Raw genomic sequence first — 18,817 nt, 5'->3', positions numbered from 1 at the left:
GATGTTCACCCAGGAGGAGAATGCCATGACCGACGCCACCCGCACGTCGCCCTCCGAGGGACCGATCTACGAATCGCATCCGGATGAACCACACGTCGCAGGTATGGCGGGGCGACTGAACTGGCTGCGCGCCGGGGTCCTGGGCGCCAACGACGGCATCGTCAGCGTCGCGGGCATCGTGGTCGGTGTCGCAGGGGCCACCTCTGGACGCTCACCGATCGCCATCGCAGGTCTCGCCGGCCTGGTCGCCGGAGCGCTGAGCATGGCTGCGGGCGAATACGTTTCGGTGAGTACCCAGCGCGACAGTGAACGTGCGCTGCTGGAGAAAGAACGCATTGAGTTGCGCGATATGCCGGCCGAAGAACTCGAAGAGCTGACCGCGATCTATCAGGGCAAGGGTCTTCCGCGTCCGTTGGCCGAGCAGGTCGCGCTCCATCTCACCGAGCACGACGCCCTCGGCGCACATGCCGAGGCCGAACTGGGTATCGATCCCAATGAGCTCACCAACCCCTGGCATGCGGCCTACGCCTCACTGGTCGCCTTCACGGTCGGCGCGATGCTTCCTCTGCTCGCCATCCTGCTGCCCCGTGACTCCTGGCGGGTGCCCGTCACCTTCATCGCGGTCGCCATCGCGCTGGCATTCACCGGCGGCATCAGTGCCGGGTTGGGCGATGCGCCACGACGGCCCGCCATTCTGCGCAATGTCGCCGGGGGCGCAGCGGCCATGCTGGTCACATACATCGTGGGGTACTTCCTCGGCCCACTGGCCTGAGACCAGTCTCTTCCCGAACCGCACGGCCTACCCTCGCCGACACTCGTAAATCAGCCTGGTTCATGATGGAAGGCACCATGACACGCGCGCAATTCCACGGGACCATCACCGGCATCGGGACCACCAGCGGGGTGCGCGTCGTAGTCGGACAATGGCGCGAGACACCCTATGGCAGCTTCGACGACGTGATGCTGGAGACAGCAGACGGGCATCGTCGGCTGCTGGCCCCCACCCCGCAGGTCGCGCAGTTCATCGAGCAGACCTACGAGTTCGATGAGGTCAGCATCGTGCCGGTCACCGTGACTGCCAACGGAGCGACCCGCGAGCTGCACGCTGATGATCTGCAGGTCAGCTGGACCATCGGCGGGCGCACTGCGATCGGCGGTTTGCTGCGGGCAGTGCCGGCCCGGCTGGCCACGGCACCCACCTGGAGCCGCATCATCGATCCGGTCGCCCGGATCGTCATGCGCGGAGTACGCACCGCCGGGACGGCGCGCGCCGGTCGACGGGAATTCTATGGCGCTCGCGACATGCACGCCCTGACCCGCGCCTCAGGCCGTTATGCCGGGAACGATCTCGGCGAGCTCACCCCGGTGGAGCCGGCCGTGTCGTTCGGTTTCGGCTCGGTTCCCACCCGGCCCTCAGTGACCACGATCGTCACGACTGTGATCGAACGGTCATCACAGCCCCAGCCCCAGCCATAGGCCGAGCAGCGCCGCCGCAACGCCGCCGAACAGCGTGCCCAGTCCGGTCCAGAGCGCTGGGCCGCGTCGTCCCTCCTGTATCAACCGCACGGTCTCGAAACTTGCAGTACTGAACGTGGTGTATCCACCCATCACCCCGGTTCCGAGCACCGCGATCGTGCTTGCGTGGCCGACTGCGAATCCCGTGAGCAGACCCAGCAGCAGACAACCGGACACGTTGATGGCGACGGTGCCGACCGGGATAGAAGTGGCCACCCGCTCCTTGATGGCCCCATCGGCCATGAACCGCAGGCCGGCGCCGACGCCGCCGCCGATGCACACCAGCACGAATACAAAAGGGTTCATGAGCGCATCGCCCCGTCATGTGCCCAGCGCGCGACGGCAATACCGGCAAAAGACGCCATCAGGCCGAGCCACAGGGTCAGCCCGCAGTATCCGATCGCGATGCCCTGATGGTCACCGCGAATCAGTTCTGCTGCCCCGGTGGCAAACGTGCTGTACGTCGTGAAACCGCCGAGCACGCCGGTGCCCAGCAGCAGACGCAACGTGCGGCGCCGCCCACGCTCTTCGCTGCGCGCGCCGGCCAGTCCCTGCAGCAACGCCGCCAGCAGGAACGCGCCGAGCACGTTGATCGTCAGAATCGTCCAGTCGGCTCGGTTCGCATTTGCGGGAATCCACAGACTCAGGGCTTCTCGGACAGCAGTGCCGAATGCTCCGCCTACAGCGACGTAGAACACGTAGACGGGGTGCAGGTGGACCCTGCGTCCGCCGTCCTCGACATCGATATCGGGGTCCCGCGGCAGCCACGGCCGCGCAAGGGCATCACGCGCCGCGCGCGGATCGATACTCATCTGTTACCCACTCCCTATCTCCGGGCGCTCACGGGCGCCACTCATCACGAAGACAGGGACCGTTGTCGGAAGCGACTTCCGAGGTTGGTGCCGGTCAGGCCCCACTGCCGGGACGCGCATGCACGCCGGATCTATCGAAGCACATCAAAGTGGTGGCCGAAGCTGGCGACTCAGCCATGTCGATGTTTCTCATCTCATTCAGGTGCGCAGGCACGCTCCTGCACGGCATAATTCCCCCGTGCACATCCCTAAGACCCCCACCATGTTGATGACCGCCGCCCTGATCATGGGCACGGCGCTGGTATCGGCCCCTGCCGACGCGGCCCCCGCCGCGAAGACCTATCCGAACTGCACGGCGCTGAACAAGGCGTTCCCGCACGGCGTCGGCAGGAAGGGTGCCAAGGACAAGGTGAGCCGAGGCGCCAAACCGGTCACGAACTTCACGATCAACACGGCGGTTTACAACAAGAACACCAAATCCGACCGGGACCATGACGGAATTGCCTGCGAGAAGCGCTGACCGACCCGTCGGTCACCCGATCCTCCGCCCGGCCGCGAGGCTACTGCCCCAGTAGGACAGATGCGCCCGATGTAGCCAGCCATCGACCCACGCGTAGTCAGGTGCGGCGGGCACCGAGGATGCTCCGGCGAGTCGGATCAACTCTGCTTCTGCCCGCCCGATCGCTTGTAGAACATCCGCCTCAGCTACCTCGCCGCGACGGATAGCCCTCAGGAATTCGCGATCCTCGGCGGGCACAGGCAGCGTCATCCGGCCGGTCGCAAGCAACTCCACGCCCTGCATCCCGAGCCGAAGCGCGTGCGTCGCGAACTTGGTGTCGTAGCCGTGCACTGCGACCAGTTCGGGACGATTGGTCTTCGCGCCGCGAACTCCCACCATTGCGTCGCGTTGCGCGCGTAGATAGCCCAGGAATCGCTCCGCCGCGAGGACGGACACGAAACGGTCAGCGTTGTCTGCCAGCTCGCAGCCCGCCGCGTCGCGGAGCACCACCTCTTCATCGGGCACGAAAAGCAGCAGCAACACCGTCGGGTTACCCGCGAGCGCCAGTCGGCACCACTTGCGCGCTGAGTAGACGATCACGTCCAGATCACCAGCGCCAGAGCGGTTCGTGATGCCCCGGGCGCATCCCAGATCGTGTGCCTCTCGTACTGCTCGAAAGCCACCGTCGCCCGAGGATCTCCGGTGCCTGTGGGCACCCGTGCCAACCCGGTGACGTACGCCGGCGGCTCCAGGGCGATACCCATCTCATCGCGGTCGTCCTGCCCGCTGATTGCGGTGCCGTGCACTCCCGAACCGACCTGAGCGCGAAAAATCAACCCCTGCTCGGCTATGGCCCGGGCCTCCTCAGAGGCATGCGGGTGTGCAAAACCTGAGGGGAGCGAACGGCCCCCCTTGATCACAGCGCTTCCTACCGTGTTGGTCGTAGTCCCTTCTCTCTCATAGTCCCTCGTCACTCACAGTCGCGGATCCACCGGCTCGGATTCCAGTGCGAGGACGCCGAACACACACTGGTGCACCCGCCACAGCGGTTCGTCGGACGCCACCAGATCGAGCGCCTGCAACCCCAGCGCATACTCCCGTAATGCCATCGAGCGCTTGTGGCCCAGTTGTCGCTGCCGAAGTCGTTCGAGGTTGACCGGCAGGGTGTAGTCCGGGCCGTAGATGAGCCGCAGATATTCGCGCCCGCGCACCTTCAACCCCGGTTGCACCAGACCCTTCGCGCCCCTCGTGAGGTTGTCGGCGGGTTTGACGACCATGCCTTCTGCACCGACGTCGGTGAGTTCATGCCACCAGCCTGTGCCGGCCTGCGTTGACTCCAGATCCTGCGTGTCAATCTCGATACGACGCGTCGTCCTGATCAGCTGCGGCGCGACCTGCACCATACGGTCGGCCAACGCGAGGTGCCATGCGTGCGGCCGATCGGCGTATGTGTGGCCCTGGGTGGCCAGCAGCTGGAACGGCGCTACCGCAACTCCGTCCAACCCCGTTGTGGGCCAGGTATATCGGCGGTAGACCTCGGTATACGCAGACGCATTGGCATCGCGTTCGATACTTCGGTCCAGCAGCTCGGCAACCTCCAGGTCGGTCTGCTGCGCCTGGCGCAGCACTTGCACCTGAGCCGGGAGCGCCGCGCGAGCTGCTGCGCCCACCGCCGCATACTGCTCACGGATCAACCGACCTGCCTTCGCGCTCCACGGCAGGATCTCGGCGTCGAAGAGCAGCCATTCGGAATCCAGTTCGTCAAAGAGCCCGGCGTTCTCGGCCGCATCCCGCAACCGCTCGACGAGCTGCACGCTCGAGTTCTCGTCGAAGAAAGACCGGCCGGTGCGGGTCCACACCGCACCACACGCTTCGCCCGGCACCCCGAACCGCTCCCGCGCCACCTGCACCGAGCGGCAGATGAGCAGCACCGCGCGCGAACCCATGTGCTTCTCCTCGCAGATCACCCGTTGCACACCTTCGCCGCGGTAGTAATCGAAGGCCTGCTCGGGACGCTCGAGGAACTCAGAGTCCTTCGCCGTTGCAACAGGACTCATCGTGGGGGGCAGATAGATCAGGGTCCTGGGATCGATCGCGAACCGGCTCATCACCTCCAGAGCGGCGGCAGCGTTCTCTGAGCGGATCGAGACCCGCCCGTGGTGTGCCGTCTCGATGACCGTCTTGCCCGCGACATCGATGATGTCCAGCACGTCGGGATCGCGCCGCCCGGCACCTGACACCGCGACATCGTCGGCTACCGGGAAGGGCCGCGCAGGCTCGTAGTGCTCCCGCTCTGCCGCGACAGAGACCACCTCCCGCTCGGGATACCGCAGCGCGGTCAATCGTCCGCCGAATACACAGCCCGTGTCCAGGCACATCGTGTTGTTGATCCATTCCGGTGCCGGGACCGGGGTATGCCCGTAGAGCACCGTCGCCGCACCGCGATACTCCGTTGCCCACGGGTACCGCACCGGCAGACCGTATTCGTCGGTTTCGCCAGTGGTCTGCCCGTAAAGGCAGAACTCACGCACGCGACCGGACGCGCGGCCGTGGTATTTCTCGATCAGACCGGCGTGCGACACCACGAGTGCGCCGTCATCGAAAACGTAGTGGCCGGTCAACCGATCGACGAACTGCTCGACCTGCTCGCGGAAGTCATCGGTCTCCAGCGCGATCTGAGTCAACGTCTCTGCCAGACCGTGGGTCTGCTGCACGTTCCGACCACGGAGCGCCCGCAACAGCTTTGCCTCATGGTTGCCGGATACGCAGTAGGCGTTACCGGCGGCAACCATGCCCATCACCAGGCGCAGCACCCCCGGAGTGTCCGGGCCGCGGTCGACCAGGTCACCGACAAAGATCGCGCGTCGAGTGCCGTGATGCGCGCCGATCGCGCGGCCCTGGCCGTCACGCTCGATACGGTAGTCCAGCTCATGCAGCAACGTCTCCAGCTCCGAGCGGCACCCATGGATGTCGCCGATGACGTCGAACGGGCCCGACTGGTCCCGCAGGTCGTTGTAGAGGCGGGTGCGCACGAAGCTCACGTCGGCAATCTCATCAAGTCCGGACAACCGGTGAACGGTCCGGAAACCTTCGCGCTGCAGGCCCTTCAACCCACGGCGTAGCTGATCTCGCTGCCGCTTGACGACGTGCACGCCGAATGTACGGTCGGGGCGGGTTTCGTTGCGGTCCAGGCAGACCCGCTCCGGGACGTCCAGCACCACCGCGACCGGCAGCACGTCGTACGCGCGAGCGAGCGCTACCAGTTCGCGGCGAGCGTTCGGCTGCACGTTGGTCGCGTCGATGACGGTCAACCGGCCTGCTTCAAGGCGTTTGCCGACGATGAAGTTGAGCAGCTCAAATGCCGGGCCGGTGGCGGATTGATCGTTCGGATCGTCAGCGACCATCCCGCGGCAAGCGTCCGAAGAGACAACCTCGGTGGGCAGGAAATGCTGGGCAGCGAACGTCGACTTGCCCGATCCGCTCGCGCCAACCAGCACGACGAGGCACAACTGGGGAATCTGCAACTGGCGGGTCATCGGGTCACCTCGGTGGTACGAATGCTGCGCCTGGTGAAGAGCGCCAGTTGCGTCGGTGGGCCGACCTGTGGGTCGTCGGGACCGACGGGGCGTAGCTGAACGTCGTAACCGTAGGCCTCACCCACGACACCCGCCCACTGCGCGAATTGCGCGCGCCCCCACTCGAACCGGTGGTCGTGGTGGCGCAGCTGTCCGTGCGCCAACCCGTCGTAACGCACGTTGTGCTCGGCATTAGGGGTCGTGACGACGACCCGGGTCGGTGCGGCGTGGCCGAACACCGTGCTCTCAAGGGCTGCCAGCCGCGACGGATCGACGTGCTCGATGACTTCCATCAGCACCGCAAGGTCGAGGCCGACCAGACGGTCGTCGTGGTAGGTCAACGCGGCCTGGAGTAGCTCAACCCGATCCCGCTGCGGCTGGGGCAGCGTGTCGAGGTGCAGGCGGCGTGCAGCGGTATGCAGCGAGCGCATCGATACATCGGCGCCGACGATGCGCTCAATGGTGATGTCGTGCAACAACTCTGCGATCAGCGATCCTTCACCGCATCCGAAGTCACCGACCCGCCGAGCCCCCGATTCACGAATGATTTCCATGACCGCACGCCGGCGCATCTCAGACAGTGGCGATGCCGTTGTGCTCTCGATGCGCCCCCCGCCGTCATCGCTGCCATCGCGGTCATCGCTGTGAACGGCGTCCGACTCGCTCAACCGCGCGACAGCGGTGGCCGTCAGCGTCCGCTGGTGCTTGAGGTAGCGGCTGGCGATCAGCTCGCGTTCAGGATGGTCGGCCAGCCACCCCTGCCCCGCGCGCAACAATTTCTCGATTTCCTCATTGCCGACCCAGTAATGCTTGGAGTCATCGAGCACCGGTAGCAACACATAGAGCTGATTCAACGCATCGGCCAACCGCACCTCACCCGTGAGTCGCAGGTCGGCGTACGGTGCATTGCCCCACTCCGGAAGGTGCGGGTCCAGCGGCGCGGTGCTCGCGTCGACGTGCCAGCCGAGCGGCTCGAACAGCCGGTGCAACAGCTCGGCATCACCTCCGCAGGGCACTGCGGGCAGGGTGATCTGCAACGGAATCGGTCCGGCCGCCAACCCGGCCCGACTGTCGCATCGCCCGGTCATTGCCGTGGCGAAGACCCGCTTGATCGCGACGGCGAGCAGGCTGGAGGCCGCATACGGGCGATCGTTGACATACTGCCCCAGCGCAAACCCACCGCGCGAGTTGTCGCCGCGACCACGCACCAGGGACACCGGGTCCACCTCGACCAAGAGCGCCACGGTGCAACGGTTTTCGGCGGTCTCGGGGTAGAAGACGTGCGCACGACCCACCGAGAGCCCGAACGACTGCACGCGCGATGGGTGCTTGTGCAGCAGGTATCCCAGATCGGTCGCGGGTTGATGAGTCGTGGAAAGCGTCAGCAGCACACCGGGCATTCTGCCCGCTGACATACCCTCGTGCGTCGACGTTCGTCCGTTTGGGCCCACTCGCCCCCAAACACAGGTGCGGACCGGCAGCTGGACCCACGTCTTGGCCTCTTTCCCTCAAACATAGGTGCGGACCGGCACCTGGACCCACGTCTTGGCCTCTGGCCCCAGACGTAGGTTGCAGCGCAGCACCGCCAAGAGCTCGGCCACACTTGGGTCATGCACGAAATCTGGACCATTGGGCACTGGACCTGCCCGGAGGAGACCTTCATCGGCTTACTCCGCGACCAACGCATCGACGTCCTCGCCGACGTTCGAGCACATCCGGGATCGCGTAGCAGCCCCCAATTCGGCCAGGACGCGATGCGCGAATGGTTGGATCGTGCCGGCATCGAGTATGTCCACCTGACCGATCTCGGTGGACGACGCCGCAAACAGCCGGTGGATCCAGACATCAACGGCGGCTGGCAGAACCAGAGTTTCAAGAATTACGCGGACTACACACTGACTGCGGAGTACCAGAAGGCAGTCACCGACCTCGTCGAGCGCGCCGCCAACTGCCGGATCGCGATCATGTGCGCTGAACCGATGCCGTGGCGTTGCCATCGGTTGCTGATCTCCAACACGCTGACCGCACGCGGGTGGACGGTGCGACACATCATGGCCGGCAGCCCGGCACGCACCCATGAGCTCGGCGCCTGGGGCGCTGCGGCCCAGGTCGATGACCAGGGCCGGGTCACCTACCCGCTTTCGGCCGATGAGGCCGACGCGGACTGACCACGCTGCGGGTACGGCTGACGTCTGCCACGTCGGGCCGCTTCTCCCCCGCTTGCCCACGTGTGGGTCGCCAGCGCCCCGAAAAGTCTCCGACCGCGGCCTGGCCCACTCGTTTGCGTCGCTGGCGCCGATAAAAGCCCGTCCGGGAGGCGTGACGGCCTCGTTTGGGTCGCTGGCGACCAAAACGCCGGAAAGGAAGGGTCAGGTGCGCGGCTTGCGGCTCTCGAAGAAACGCAACATCGCAGCTCGGGCGTCTTCGCTCGCAAACAATTCACCGGACAGCCGCGCCAGCCGCTCTCCGTCGCGATCGATCCCAGCCACCATGTCGGCATTGAGCAGCTTCTTGGTCTCGCGCAGCCCCTGGGGGTCGGCCTTACCCAACTCGCCCACCACGCGGGCTATCTCGGCATCCAACTGGCCGTCGTCGACAGTGCTCGTCACCAGCCCGTACGACTGCGCCTCATCTGCGTCGAAGGTCGCACCGGACAGGAAGGTGTATGCCGCAGCGCGGCTCGTCATCCGCGGCAGAGTCGTCAGCGAGATGATCGCCGGCGCGAGTGCCAGCCGCGCTTCGGTAAATGCGAAAGACACCGAACGGGCGGCCACCACGATGTCGGCGGCACCAACCAGACCCAGCCCACCGGCTCGTACCGGCGCATGCAGCCGCAGCACCACCGGTACCGCGAGCGTCAGGATCAGTCGCTGGATCTCGATGAGGTCACCGACCCCACCGTCCCCTGCACCTGCCTCTTTCAGATCAGCGCCTGCGCAGAAGGCGGGACCTTCCGCTGCCAGCACGACCACCCGAACGTCCGAGTCATCCTGCGCCGCCCGCAGGGTGTCCAACAGTTCGCCGACCAGTTGGCGGCTGAGCGCGTTGCGGTTTTGCGGGCTGGCCAGCGTGATCGTCGCGACCGCGTCGGACACGTCGTACCGAACGAGTTCCATTGCTGCTCCCTCTTCGAAAAAGAAACTAAGACGAGCGGGTTCAGTACGACTTGGGCAGGCCGAGACTGAATTGAGCGACGAAATTGAGCGCCATCTCCTTGCTCACGGGAGCAATGCGTGTCAGTCGTGAGGCTGCAATCAGGTGTACCAGGCCGTATTCGTTGGCCAGTCCGTTGCCACCGTGCGCCTGTACGGCCCGGTCGACCGCAGTGCAGGCAGCTTCGGCAGAGGCGTATTTGGCCATGTTCGCGGCCTCACCGGCCAGCATCAGCTGGCCCGCGTCGTAGAGCGCCGCGGCCCGCTGGGTCATCAACCGGGCCAGCTCGATCTCGACGTGGGACTGCGCGAGAGGGTGCGCGACCGCCTGGTGCTGCCCGATCGGCACACCCCACACTTCACGTTCCTTCACGTATGCCGTCGCTTTGGCCAGCGCGTAGCGCGCCATGCCGGTGGCCGAGGAGGCAGCCATGATCCGCTCGGGGTTCAGGCCCGCGAAGAGCTGCTCGATGCCGGCATCGGCCGAGCCGACCAGCGCGTCGGCGGGCAGTGCCACGTCGTCGATGTGCACGCTGAACTGCCGCTCCGGCTCCACCATCCCCATCGGGATCTCGGTGAAGGAGAAGCCATCGGCGTCGGTCGGCACAATGAACAGCGCCGGGCGCAACTTACCGGTCTTCGCGCTCTGGGTGCGCGCCACGACCAGCACGTGCCCACATTCGTCGACCCCGGAAATGTAGACCTTGCCGCCACGCAACCGCCATCCGTCGCCGTCCGGCGTCGCGGTGGTGACGATGTTGTGCGAGTTGGATCCGGCATCCGGCTCGGTAATGGCGAAGGCCATCTTGGTGGTGCCATCCGCGAAACCCGGCAGCCAGCGCGACTTCTGCGAATCCGTGCCGTAGGTGCAGATGATGGTGCCGCAGATCGCCGGCGACACGACCATCAGCAGCAACGGACACCCCGCCGTCGCCAGCTCCTCGCAGACAGCTGCCAGGTCGCCGATGGTGCCGCCCGCGCCGCCGTACTCCTCGGGAATGGCGACACCGAGGAAGCCCTGGCGTCCGGCTGCCTGCCACAGCTCGTCGGTCTTGGCATTGGCATAGGCCTTGCCCAGCCAGTAGTCCGGCCCGTAGGACTTCGCGAACTGCGCCACCGAGACGCGCAGATCGCGGCGCTCCGACGGCTCCGAGAAAGCAATCTCTGCAGGTTGGGTTTCAGTCGTTGTCATTTCGACTCCTCATGGACAGCAGTAGGTTTCGGATGTTTCGGAGGCAGCTCGTCATGCGCTGTCCGGCTCGATGACAGCCAGTACCGCGCCCGACTCGACCTGCAGCCCGACGTGGACGCGTAGGTCGCTGAGTACCCCGTCGGTGGTTGCGCGAATGGTGTGCTGCATCTTCATGGCTTCCAGTACAAGGAGTGGGTCACCAGCAGCTACGCGGTCACCCTGCGCGACCGCAAGGGACACCACAGCGCCAGGCATCGGAGCGACCAACGAGCCTTCGCCGACGCTCGCTGCCGGGTCGGTGAAGCGCGGTACCCGCTCCAGCGACCAACTTCCGCTGGGTCCCCATACGTCCACGAACGAGCCCGACCGCGACACCTCGAAATGCTGGCGTACCCCGTGGACATCGAGCACGACGACATCGGGGCCGACCTCGACCGCGGTGACTTCATCGTCGTCGCTGCACAGCAGCCCGCCCACGTCGCGGTACCCGATACTCACTTCATCACCGCCGAGAAGGTAACTGCGGGTGCGGGACTGGGACGGCACCGACCGCCACGCCGCAGGCATCCGCTGCTGCACACCGGCCCCGGTAGTTGCGGCCGCGGCATCGCTCAGCGCGGCCGCTGTTGCGATGACTCGGCGTTGCCCGCTCGACGACGACTGACTGATCCAGTGAGCAGCTTTTTCCTCCAGCAACGAGGTGTGCATCAGCGACGCGAGTACATCGGGGTCGTTCAGCATCACCCGCAGCACGGCCGCATTGGTGACCACCCCGTGTACCCGTGCCCGCCGCAACGCGTCGCTGAGCATGCGTGCCGCTGATGCGCGGTCCGGGCCCCATGCGATCACCTTGGCGAGCATCGGATCGTAGTGGATCCCGACCTGAGCACCGGCGTCGACGGCGCTGTCGAGGCGCACGCCATACGTGGTCGGGACTTCGAATGACGTGGTGGCGCTGGGGAAGTCGAACGCCCGCACGGTGCCGGTCTGTGGCGCCCAGTCCGATCCCGGATCCTCGGCGTAGAGCCGCACCTCGATCGCGTGGCCTCGCGGCGTGAAGTCGCGAGGCGGCAACGCCTCGCCCTGCGCGACGGACAACTGCGCCGCGACCAGATCCACGTCGTAGACGCACTCACTGACCGGATGCTCGACCTGCAGCCGGGTGTTCATCTCCAGGAAGTAGATCGACTCACCCTGCACGAGGAACTCCACGGTGCCTGCGCCGAGGTATCCCACCGCGCCGACGGCGGCGCGAGCCGCGTCAGCCAACAGCTCTCGCACTCCGTCCGCAAGCGCAGGCGCCGGGGCTTCTTCCATCACCTTCTGGTGGCGACGTTGCAGCGAGCAGTCCCGCTCGCCCACGATCCAGCAGGTGCCGTGGGCGTCGGCGAGCACCTGCACCTCGACGTGCCGCGCAGTGGGCAGGTACGGCTCGACGAAGACCGTGCCGTCGCCGAACGCCGACGCTGCCTCCGACGACGCCGCAGCCAACTGCGCATCAAGGTCCGAGCGCCCGCGCACCACGCGCATCCCTCGGCCACCGCCACCTGCGGACGCCTTGACCAGGAGCGGGAACTGCTCGTCGCTCACGGTGTCGACGTCGACCTCGAGGATGGGCACCCCGGCTTCTGCCATCAGTTTCTTGGCGCGGACTTTGGAGCCCATTGCCTCGATGGTGTCGGCGTCCGGTCCGATCCAGGTCAGCCCCGCATCGGTGACCAACCTCGCGAAACCCGCTGACTCGGAAAGGAATCCGTACCCAGGGTGGATGGCGTCCGCACCCGTTGCACGCGCGGCCGCCACGATCAGATCACCACGCAGATACGACTCCGACGGTGCATCACCAGGTAACGCCACAGCCTGATCGGCTTCGCGCACAAAGGCCGCCTCGGCGTCTGCGGGTGAGTGCACCGCGACCGTCTCGATACCGGCCCTGCGACAACTGGCGAAGACCCGACGGGCGATCTCACCACGGTTGGCCACCAGCACCCGCCGGATCGATACCGCTTCAATCATCACAGCCGAAACACCCCGTATCCCTGTGCCCCGCTGGTCGCGGTCGTATTGATCGTCGACAGTGCAATACCGAGCACCGTGCGGGTATCGCGTGGGTCGATCACGCCGTCGTCGTACAGCAGCCCGGACATCATGTATGCATGCGATTCGGCGTCGATCTGTGCTTCGACCATTTCCCGGATCGCCACGTCACTCTCTTCGTCGAACGGTTTGCCGCGGTTGGCCGCCGAGGCCCGCGACACGATCGAGATGACGCCTGCCAGCTGCGCGCCGCCCATCACTGCGGACTTCGCGTTGACCCAGCTGAACATGAACCGCGGGTCGTAGGCGCGCCCACTCATGCCGTAATTACCTGCGCCATATGACGATCCGATGATCACCGACAGGTGAGGCACGGTGGAGTTCGCCACCGCGTTGATCATCTGCGCACCGTGTTTGATGATGCCGCCCTGCTCGTACTCCTTGCCGACCATGTAGCCGGTGGTGTTGTGCAGGAAGATCAGCGGTGTGTCGATCTGGTTGGCGAGTTGGATGAACTGCGCAGCTTTCTGAGCCTCTTCGCTGAAGAGCACCCCACGGGCGTTCGCGAGGATCCCGACCGGGTAGCCATGCAACTGCGCCCAACCGGTGACCAGGCTCGACCCGTAGAGCGGCTTGAACTCATCGAAGTCCGAGCCGTCCACGATCCGCCCGATCACTTCACGGGGATCGAACGGCGCCCGCGGATCACTCGGCACCACGCCCAGCAGTTCCCGGCCGTCCAGCACGGGATCGGCGTATGTCGGGGCGGGGCTCAATCCCTTCTTGCGCCAGTTCAACCGCCGGATCACGCTGCGCCCGATACGGATTGCGTCGTGCTCGTCGGCGGCCAGATAGTCCGCGAGCCCCGAGATACGGGCATGCATCTCGGCGCCACCCAGCGATTCGTCATCGGACTCCTCGCCGGTCGCCATCTTGACCAGGGGCGGGCCGGCCAGGAAGACCTTCGCGGCGTCCTTGACCATGACTGTGTAGTCACTCATACCCGGCACATAGGCGCCACCCGCCGTGCAGTTGCCGAAGACCAGGGCAATGGTGGGACAGCGGGCAGCGCTGGAGTGGGTCAGGTTCGCGAAGGCTCGTCCGCCGGGCACGAAGATGTCTTTCTGAGTGGGCAGATCCGCGCCGCCGGACTCCACCAGGTTGATCGTCGGCAACCCGTTCTCGGCCGCTATCCGAGCCGCCCGCTCGGACTTCTTCAAAGTCACCGGATTGCTCGCCCCACCGCGCGAGGTCGGGTCGTTGGCGACGATCATGCACTCGACGCCCTCGACGACGCCGATGCCGGTCACCAGGTTGCCGCCGACCGGGAACTCCGATCCGTAGCCTGCCAGGGTCGACAGCTCCAGGAACGCACTGTCCTCATCGAGGAGCAGCTCGATCCGCTCCCGCGGCAACAGCTTTCCGCGAGAGTGATGGCGGTCGACGTACTTCCGGCCACCACCTTCCAGTGCTTTGCCGTGCTGCACGATCAGGTCCTCGACCTGCTCACGCATCGAGTCGGCATTGGCTGCGAACTCTGCTGACTGCGCGTCGATCCCGCTGCGTAGCACCGTCATCGCGCGCCCGCCCTACTGGAGTATCCGAGCAACTTCGCCGCGAGGTCGTCCATCACTTCGTCGGTGCCTCCACCGATCCGCAGGATGCGCGAATCGCGATAGTGCCGCTCGACTTCGGACTCACGCAGATACCCCGCGCCGCCAAAGATCTGCACTGCCTGATCGACCACGAAATCGCACGCTGCGGTCGCTTCGTTCTTGGCCACGGTCGCCTCCAGCAGCGGCTCCTCTCCCGCCGCTTCACGTTCGATGACCGCCCGTGTGTAGGCACGTGCGACATCGGTACGTCGGTGCATTGCCACCAGGGTGCGTCGGATCGACTGACGGTCGATCAGCGGCCGGCCGAACGTCTCCCGGCCGCGCGCGTACTGAACCGCCAGATCGAGACAGCGCTGGGCAACGGCGTATGCCTGGACGGCGAGGTTGAGCCGCTCGTGGACGAATTGCTGCATGACGGAGATGAATCCTTCCCCTTCGCCGCCGATCAGGTTCCGGACCGGTACCCGCACCGCATCGAACGACAGTTCAGCGGTGTCCGAGCAGTGCCAGCCCATCTTGCGCAACGGTGCGGAGACGGAGAAGCCGGTCGATTCCTTGTCGATGACCAGCAGGCTGAGTCCGTCGTAACCGGCGCCCCCGGTGCGCACCAGCGTGGTCACGAAGTCGGCACGTACCCCGCTGGTGATGAACATCTTGGAACCGGTGACCACGTAGTCGTCGCCGTCGCGAACAGCCCGGGTCTGCACGGCAGCTACATCCGAGCCGCCGCCCGGCTCCGTCACGGCGAGCGAGCCGATCAACTCGCCGGCGAGGGTGGGCCGCGCGTAACGGTCGATGAGATCGGCATTACCGCTGGCAACGATGTGCGGCAGTGCGATGCCGTGGGTGAAGAGCCCAGCCACCAGGCCGCTCGATCCACCGGCCCCGATGATGGCTTCACACACCACAGAATTGTCGATCGCATCTCCACCCTGGCCACCCACCTCCTCGGCGAAACCAACGCCGAGCAGTCCGGCCGCAGCCGCCTCGCGGTGCAGCGACCGCGGCAGCATGCCCTCGTCTTCCCAGCCGGCGAGTTGGTCAGTGATCTTGTCACGGGTGAAGCGGGTGACGCTGTCATGCAGCGCCTCCCGCTCGGAGTTCGTCCAGCTGTCACTCATATGAACTCCTTGGGGATGTCAACGACCCGGGCACGCAGCCATTCACCGAGCGCTTTGGCCTGCGGGTCGAGCCGGGTGGATGCCGCGACACCTTCGCCGAGCAGCCCGTGGATGACGACGTTGACTGCACGCAGATGCGGCAGCGGCCAGACGTCGATGTCGAGGTCGGCCGCCTCCGGCAACAGTCGGCGAACACCATCCGGGGTAAGTAGCGCCTGCAACCATTCGTAGGCCGCATCCGGGTGCAGGTGCGCTGACGGAATCCACACGCCGACGTTGGCGTCGCCGCCCTTGTCGCCACTGCGGGCATGTGCCACCACACCGAGTGGCGCGCGGACCGAGTCGGATGCGACGAACGATGCAGCTACCGGTGCAACGACATCGAGGATGGGTTGTTCGGTTACCTGCGGCGGGTCGATCTCGATGACCTCGCCGTCCTGCATCGTGACGCGGTGCGGAACGCTGCCCTGCGCGACGTACGCCGCCGAGTAGATGCCGTAGGCGGTCGCTGATGAGGGTGGGCGGGTCATGGTGAAACCGGGGTAGGACGCGAGCGCCAGCTCGACGGCCGCAGCGCTGAACGCCCGACCGACCGGTCGGTCAGTCCGGTCGAGCACCTGGCAGGTCAACAGTGCCGTTGCCGCAACCTGAGTTTCGGGGTCGGGAACCGTGAGGTCGTCGAGTCGCCATGTCACTTCGGCAGGCTGATCCAGCGCGAGCGCATGCTCCATCTGCGCGCGCACCAGGACAGCTTTGGCGGGAATCTCCAGGCCGGTGAGCACAAACTCCACCACATTGCGGAAGCCGCCGAGCCTGTTCAAACACACCTTCGTAGTGGGCGGTGGCGGAGTGCCCCGGACCCCATCGATCTGCACCCTGTCAAGACCTGTCTGAGTCAGACGCACCGTGTCCAGGTGCCCCACAACGTCCGGATTCAGGTAGGTCGGGGCACCGATCTCGTAGACGAGCTGGGCTGTCACGGTATCGACGGTGACCGCTCCCGCGCTGCCGCGATGTTTGGTGATCACGCTGCTGCCATCGACGGCGATCTCGGCGATCGGGAAACCGGGGTGCAAGAGGTCGGAAAGGGCGGCGAAGCCGGTGAAGTTGCCGCCGGTCGCCTGCGCACCGCACTCGATGACATGCCCCGCGATCAAGGCACCCGCGAGCGCGTCATAGTCCTGTCGCCCCCAACCGTGGTGGGCGATAGCCGGTCCCATCGTCACGGACGCGTCGGTGACACGCCCGGTCACCACGATGTCCGCTCCACGCTTCAGGGCTTCGGCGATCCCAAACGCGCCCAGGTAGGCGTTCGCGGTCAGGATGCCCTCGACGCCGAATTCGGCCGCACGAGAACGAAGGTCGTCACCGTCGACATAAGCGACGGTCATCGGAAGGCCCGCCTCGGCGATGACCTTCCGCAACGCGTCGGCCAGCCCCTGCGGATTCAGACCGCCCGCGTTGCTGACAATCCGCACCCCGCGCTCATGGGCGAGTGACAGACAGTCGGCGACCTGGCGCAGGAAGGTGCGGGCATAACCACGCGACGCGTCCTTGAGCTGATCGCGGCCCAGGATCAGCATCGTCAACTCTGCGAGGTAGTCGCCTGTGAGGACGTCGATCGGTCCGCCCTCGAGCTGTTCGCGCATCGCGGAGAGGCGGTCACCGTAGAAGCCGGAGACATTTGCGATCCGCAGCGGCTCACTCATTCGGGCGCGGCAGACGGTTGCGGGTCGGAGCCGGGTGGCCCGGCGAAGGCCTGCACGATGCCCAGCCAGGTCTGCGCGTCCTTCCCGGTGGCGAGCAACTCGGTGTCCGACGCGTGCACCCGACGCACGGCGACCCGCGCGAAGTCCCACGCTGTGCCGGTGATGCGTTGCTCGGCGTCGGCCGGACCCCAGGTCCACGAGTCACCGCCCGGACCGATCAGGTCCAGGGCGACGTCGCGCTCCGGCAGGTCCATTCCGCGCCCCAGGTAGGCAAATGCGCGGGTGGCGAAACCGAGGTGGCAAACATGCCGGATGCGGTCGGTCGGGAATGTCTGCGCGCCGAGCGCATCGGCAATGTCGAGCCCGTGCGCCCAGGTCTCCATCAACCGGGCGGTCGCCATCGAGGTTGACTTCATCGGTGGCCCGAACCACGGGATGCGCGCCGCCGAATCGACGCGGCCCAGTCGATCATGCAGCAGCTCCCGCTCGTTGTCCCACCGGGCCATCAGCTGCGCCGGAGGCAGTGCGGCGAACTCGGTCGCTCCGTCGTTCACGAAGGTGTCCGGCGCGCTCATCGCACCCTCCACCACGGCTCGCCACGCGTGCTGCGCAGCGGTGTCACCGGCATCCAGCATTGTCGCCACCGCGATCGAGGACATTGCGTCGGTCCAGGCCAAATGGCCGATCTGGTGGGCGACGTTCCAACCCAGGGCCGGCGTGGAGCGCTCCCAGTCCGCATCCGGCAGGGACTGCACCAGCTGCCGAACGGCGATGCACTCGGCGCGTAGATCGTCCAGCAGATCCAGAAGCTTCATGAGCGGGCCTTTCGCCGAGCATGTTGGTCTATCAGGGGCGCCCAGCGCTGCAGAATCACGGCTCGACGCGGACCGTCGTCGCTGAGGGTGTTGGCGAGGCCGAGCCCGCGCAACATGTCCAGCAGACCCTGTATCAGCAGCCGGGTCTGCGGGTCCTCGTCGTCCACGCCGAGCAGCTCAACGGCAAGACGGTGTGCGCGGCGTCCCCAACGCCGTTCCATCGGAGCCACTGATTCGAGCAGCTCAGGATCGGTACGCGCTGCGACCCACAGCTCGAGCGCGGCCACGAACAGGTCGGAGACGAAGAAGTCGGCGAGAGTCGTGAGGGCGGCGACCGTGCTGCCCTGCCCGGTGGGCGCCTCGATCCGCAACTGCTGCAGTTGGTGATGCAGTCGCTCGCCCAGGTGATCCACTGCGGCGACCACGAGCTCACGCTTGGACGGGAAATGATGCAGCTGGGCGCCCCGGGACACCCCGGCGCGGGTGGAAACCACGGTGGTCGTCGTACCCGACCAGCCGCGTTCCACGAGCACTTCGACCGTTGCCTCCAAGAGCCTGCCCCGCATTGCCGCAGCGCGCTGCGGCTGAGGTACCCGAGCGGGCAATGGTGCGGTGGTGGTCACGGGCCCAACTCTCCCGCCATCGTGAGAAACAGTCAAGTTTGTTTGTTATGTGGCGAATCCCGGGCCCGGTGCATTTTCCGCAGGCGCCTACCGCCACGCCTGCACCCGTTAGCCTGTGATTCAGCCCATTTGTTGGAAATCGAAGCTATTG

At 66.1% G+C, this 18,817-nt stretch carries 18 protein-coding genes; 4 read left to right on the top strand and 14 right to left on the bottom strand.

Annotated elements, in window-relative coordinates:
• Positions 1-25: 25 nt before the first annotated feature.
• The gene (locus V3G39_06180) at positions 26-772 is read left to right on the top strand and encodes a VIT family protein (protein XAS77624.1); all 747 of its coding nucleotides are present in this window, start codon (positions 26-28) and stop codon (positions 770-772) included.
• 77 nt (positions 773-849) lie between these two features.
• Positions 850-1,476, top strand: a complete 627-nt coding sequence (locus tag V3G39_06175; protein ID XAS77623.1) for a hypothetical protein — start codon at positions 850-852, stop codon at positions 1,474-1,476.
• On the opposite strand, the gene crcB is transcribed toward V3G39_06175, so the two are convergent.
• Together crcB and V3G39_06165 are read right to left on the bottom strand one after the other, a co-directional pair.
• Entirely contained in the window at positions 1,453-1,821 is a 369-nt protein-coding gene (gene crcB / locus V3G39_06170; GenBank protein ID XAS77622.1) for a fluoride efflux transporter CrcB, read from the bottom strand. The genes V3G39_06175 and crcB overlap by 24 nt on opposite strands.
• Positions 1,818-2,327, bottom strand: a complete 510-nt coding sequence (locus tag V3G39_06165) for a CrcB family protein (protein XAS77621.1) — start codon at positions 2,325-2,327, stop codon at positions 1,818-1,820. The genes crcB and V3G39_06165 overlap by 4 nt, the downstream gene beginning before the upstream one ends.
• 238 nt (positions 2,328-2,565) lie before the next feature.
• Here V3G39_06165 and V3G39_06160 point away from each other — a divergent pair, with 238 nt between their 5' ends.
• Positions 2,566-2,847: an excalibur calcium-binding domain-containing protein gene (locus V3G39_06160; protein ID XAS77620.1), complete on the top strand. Its 282-nt coding sequence runs from the start codon at positions 2,566-2,568 to the stop codon at positions 2,845-2,847.
• A 12-nt stretch (positions 2,848-2,859) separates the two neighbouring features.
• Here the strand turns inward: V3G39_06160 and V3G39_06155 are convergent, their stop codons facing one another.
• The 4 genes from V3G39_06155 to V3G39_06140 are packed head-to-tail and all read right to left on the bottom strand — an operon-like array spanning position 2,860 to position 7,792.
• A complete protein-coding gene (locus tag V3G39_06155) occupies positions 2,860-3,426 on the bottom strand; it encodes a nucleotidyltransferase domain-containing protein (protein XAS77619.1) in 567 nt (188 codons plus the stop codon).
• Positions 3,423-3,746 (bottom strand): nucleotidyltransferase domain-containing protein, encoded by a 324-nt coding sequence (locus V3G39_06150; protein ID XAS77618.1) that lies wholly within the window; start codon positions 3,744-3,746, stop codon positions 3,423-3,425. Before V3G39_06150 ends, V3G39_06155 begins: the two co-directional genes overlap by 4 nt.
• Before the next feature lie 54 nt (positions 3,747-3,800).
• Positions 3,801-6,362, bottom strand: a complete 2,562-nt coding sequence (locus V3G39_06145; GenBank protein ID XAS77617.1) for a polynucleotide kinase-phosphatase — start codon at positions 6,360-6,362, stop codon at positions 3,801-3,803.
• A complete protein-coding gene (locus V3G39_06140; protein XAS77616.1) occupies positions 6,359-7,792 on the bottom strand; it encodes a 3' terminal RNA ribose 2'-O-methyltransferase Hen1 in 1,434 nt (477 codons plus the stop codon). The genes V3G39_06145 and V3G39_06140 overlap by 4 nt, the downstream gene beginning before the upstream one ends.
• A gap of 219 nt (positions 7,793-8,011) precedes the next feature.
• Between V3G39_06140 and V3G39_06135 the strand changes: the two genes are divergently transcribed.
• Positions 8,012-8,569, top strand: coding sequence for a DUF488 domain-containing protein (locus V3G39_06135; GenBank protein XAS77615.1), 558 nt, complete (start codon positions 8,012-8,014; stop codon positions 8,567-8,569).
• Positions 8,570-8,770: 201 nt separating this feature from the next.
• Here the strand turns inward: V3G39_06135 and V3G39_06130 are convergent, their stop codons facing one another.
• The 8 genes from V3G39_06130 to V3G39_06095 are packed head-to-tail and all read right to left on the bottom strand — an operon-like array spanning position 8,771 to position 18,666.
• A complete protein-coding gene (locus tag V3G39_06130; GenBank protein XAS77614.1) occupies positions 8,771-9,517 on the bottom strand; it encodes an enoyl-CoA hydratase-related protein in 747 nt (248 codons plus the stop codon).
• 40 nt (positions 9,518-9,557) lie between these two features.
• A complete protein-coding gene (locus V3G39_06125) occupies positions 9,558-10,745 on the bottom strand; it encodes an acyl-CoA dehydrogenase family protein (protein ID XAS77613.1) in 1,188 nt (395 codons plus the stop codon).
• 51 nt (positions 10,746-10,796) lie between these two features.
• Positions 10,797-12,761 (bottom strand): biotin carboxylase N-terminal domain-containing protein, encoded by a 1,965-nt coding sequence (locus tag V3G39_06120; GenBank protein ID XAS77612.1) that lies wholly within the window; start codon positions 12,759-12,761, stop codon positions 10,797-10,799.
• Positions 12,761-14,359 carry a carboxyl transferase domain-containing protein gene (locus V3G39_06115; protein XAS77611.1) on the bottom strand — a complete coding sequence of 533 codons (1,599 nt, stop codon included), beginning with the start codon at positions 14,357-14,359 and terminating at the stop codon, positions 12,761-12,763. Before V3G39_06115 ends, V3G39_06120 begins: the two co-directional genes overlap by 1 nt.
• Positions 14,356-15,519, bottom strand: coding sequence for an acyl-CoA dehydrogenase family protein (locus V3G39_06110; protein XAS77610.1), 1,164 nt, complete (start codon positions 15,517-15,519; stop codon positions 14,356-14,358). Before V3G39_06110 ends, V3G39_06115 begins: the two co-directional genes overlap by 4 nt.
• Entirely contained in the window at positions 15,516-17,228 is a 1,713-nt protein-coding gene (locus V3G39_06105; protein XAS77609.1) for an acyclic terpene utilization AtuA family protein, read from the bottom strand. Before V3G39_06105 ends, V3G39_06110 begins: the two co-directional genes overlap by 4 nt.
• A complete protein-coding gene (locus V3G39_06100; GenBank protein ID XAS77608.1) occupies positions 17,225-18,043 on the bottom strand; it encodes a TIGR03084 family metal-binding protein in 819 nt (272 codons plus the stop codon). The genes V3G39_06105 and V3G39_06100 overlap by 4 nt, the downstream gene beginning before the upstream one ends.
• On the bottom strand, positions 18,040-18,666 hold the full coding sequence (locus V3G39_06095) for a TetR/AcrR family transcriptional regulator (GenBank protein XAS77607.1): 627 nt from the start codon (positions 18,664-18,666) through the stop codon (positions 18,040-18,042). The genes V3G39_06100 and V3G39_06095 overlap by 4 nt, the downstream gene beginning before the upstream one ends.
• Positions 18,667-18,817 lie beyond the last annotated feature (151 nt).

This window comes from Dermatophilaceae bacterium Sec6.4 (genome assembly GCA_039636865.1).
GTDB lineage: Bacteria > Actinomycetota > Actinomycetes > Actinomycetales > Dermatophilaceae > Allobranchiibius.
Note: the sequence above shows the minus strand (reverse complement) of the source record. Positions and strands in the feature narration are given on the sequence as shown.

What these genes read in the sequence shown, in the direction of transcription:
- V3G39_06125 (XAS77613.1), bottom strand. Translation starts at nt 10,745, where the DNA reads ATGACAACGACTGAAACCCAACCTGCAGAGATTGCTTTCTCGGAGCCG.
- V3G39_06165 (XAS77621.1), bottom strand. Translation starts at nt 2,327, where the DNA reads ATGAGTATCGATCCGCGCGCGGCGCGTGATGCCCTTGCGCGGCCGTGG.
- V3G39_06120 (XAS77612.1), bottom strand. Translation starts at nt 12,761, where the DNA reads ATGATTGAAGCGGTATCGATCCGGCGGGTGCTGGTGGCCAACCGTGGT.
- V3G39_06180 (XAS77624.1), top strand. Translation starts at nt 26, where the DNA reads ATGACCGACGCCACCCGCACGTCGCCCTCCGAGGGACCGATCTACGAA.
- V3G39_06145 (XAS77617.1), bottom strand. Translation starts at nt 6,362, where the DNA reads ATGACCCGCCAGTTGCAGATTCCCCAGTTGTGCCTCGTCGTGCTGGTT.
- V3G39_06130 (XAS77614.1), bottom strand. Translation starts at nt 9,517, where the DNA reads ATGGAACTCGTTCGGTACGACGTGTCCGACGCGGTCGCGACGATCACG.
- V3G39_06100 (XAS77608.1), bottom strand. Translation starts at nt 18,043, where the DNA reads ATGAAGCTTCTGGATCTGCTGGACGATCTACGCGCCGAGTGCATCGCC.
- V3G39_06115 (XAS77611.1), bottom strand. Translation starts at nt 14,359, where the DNA reads ATGACGGTGCTACGCAGCGGGATCGACGCGCAGTCAGCAGAGTTCGCA.
- crcB (XAS77622.1), bottom strand. Translation starts at nt 1,821, where the DNA reads ATGAACCCTTTTGTATTCGTGCTGGTGTGCATCGGCGGCGGCGTCGGC.
- V3G39_06175 (XAS77623.1), top strand. Translation starts at nt 850, where the DNA reads ATGACACGCGCGCAATTCCACGGGACCATCACCGGCATCGGGACCACC.
- V3G39_06105 (XAS77609.1), bottom strand. Translation starts at nt 17,228, where the DNA reads ATGAGTGAGCCGCTGCGGATCGCAAATGTCTCCGGCTTCTACGGTGAC.
- V3G39_06110 (XAS77610.1), bottom strand. Translation starts at nt 15,519, where the DNA reads ATGAGTGACAGCTGGACGAACTCCGAGCGGGAGGCGCTGCATGACAGC.
- V3G39_06135 (XAS77615.1), top strand. Translation starts at nt 8,012, where the DNA reads ATGCACGAAATCTGGACCATTGGGCACTGGACCTGCCCGGAGGAGACC.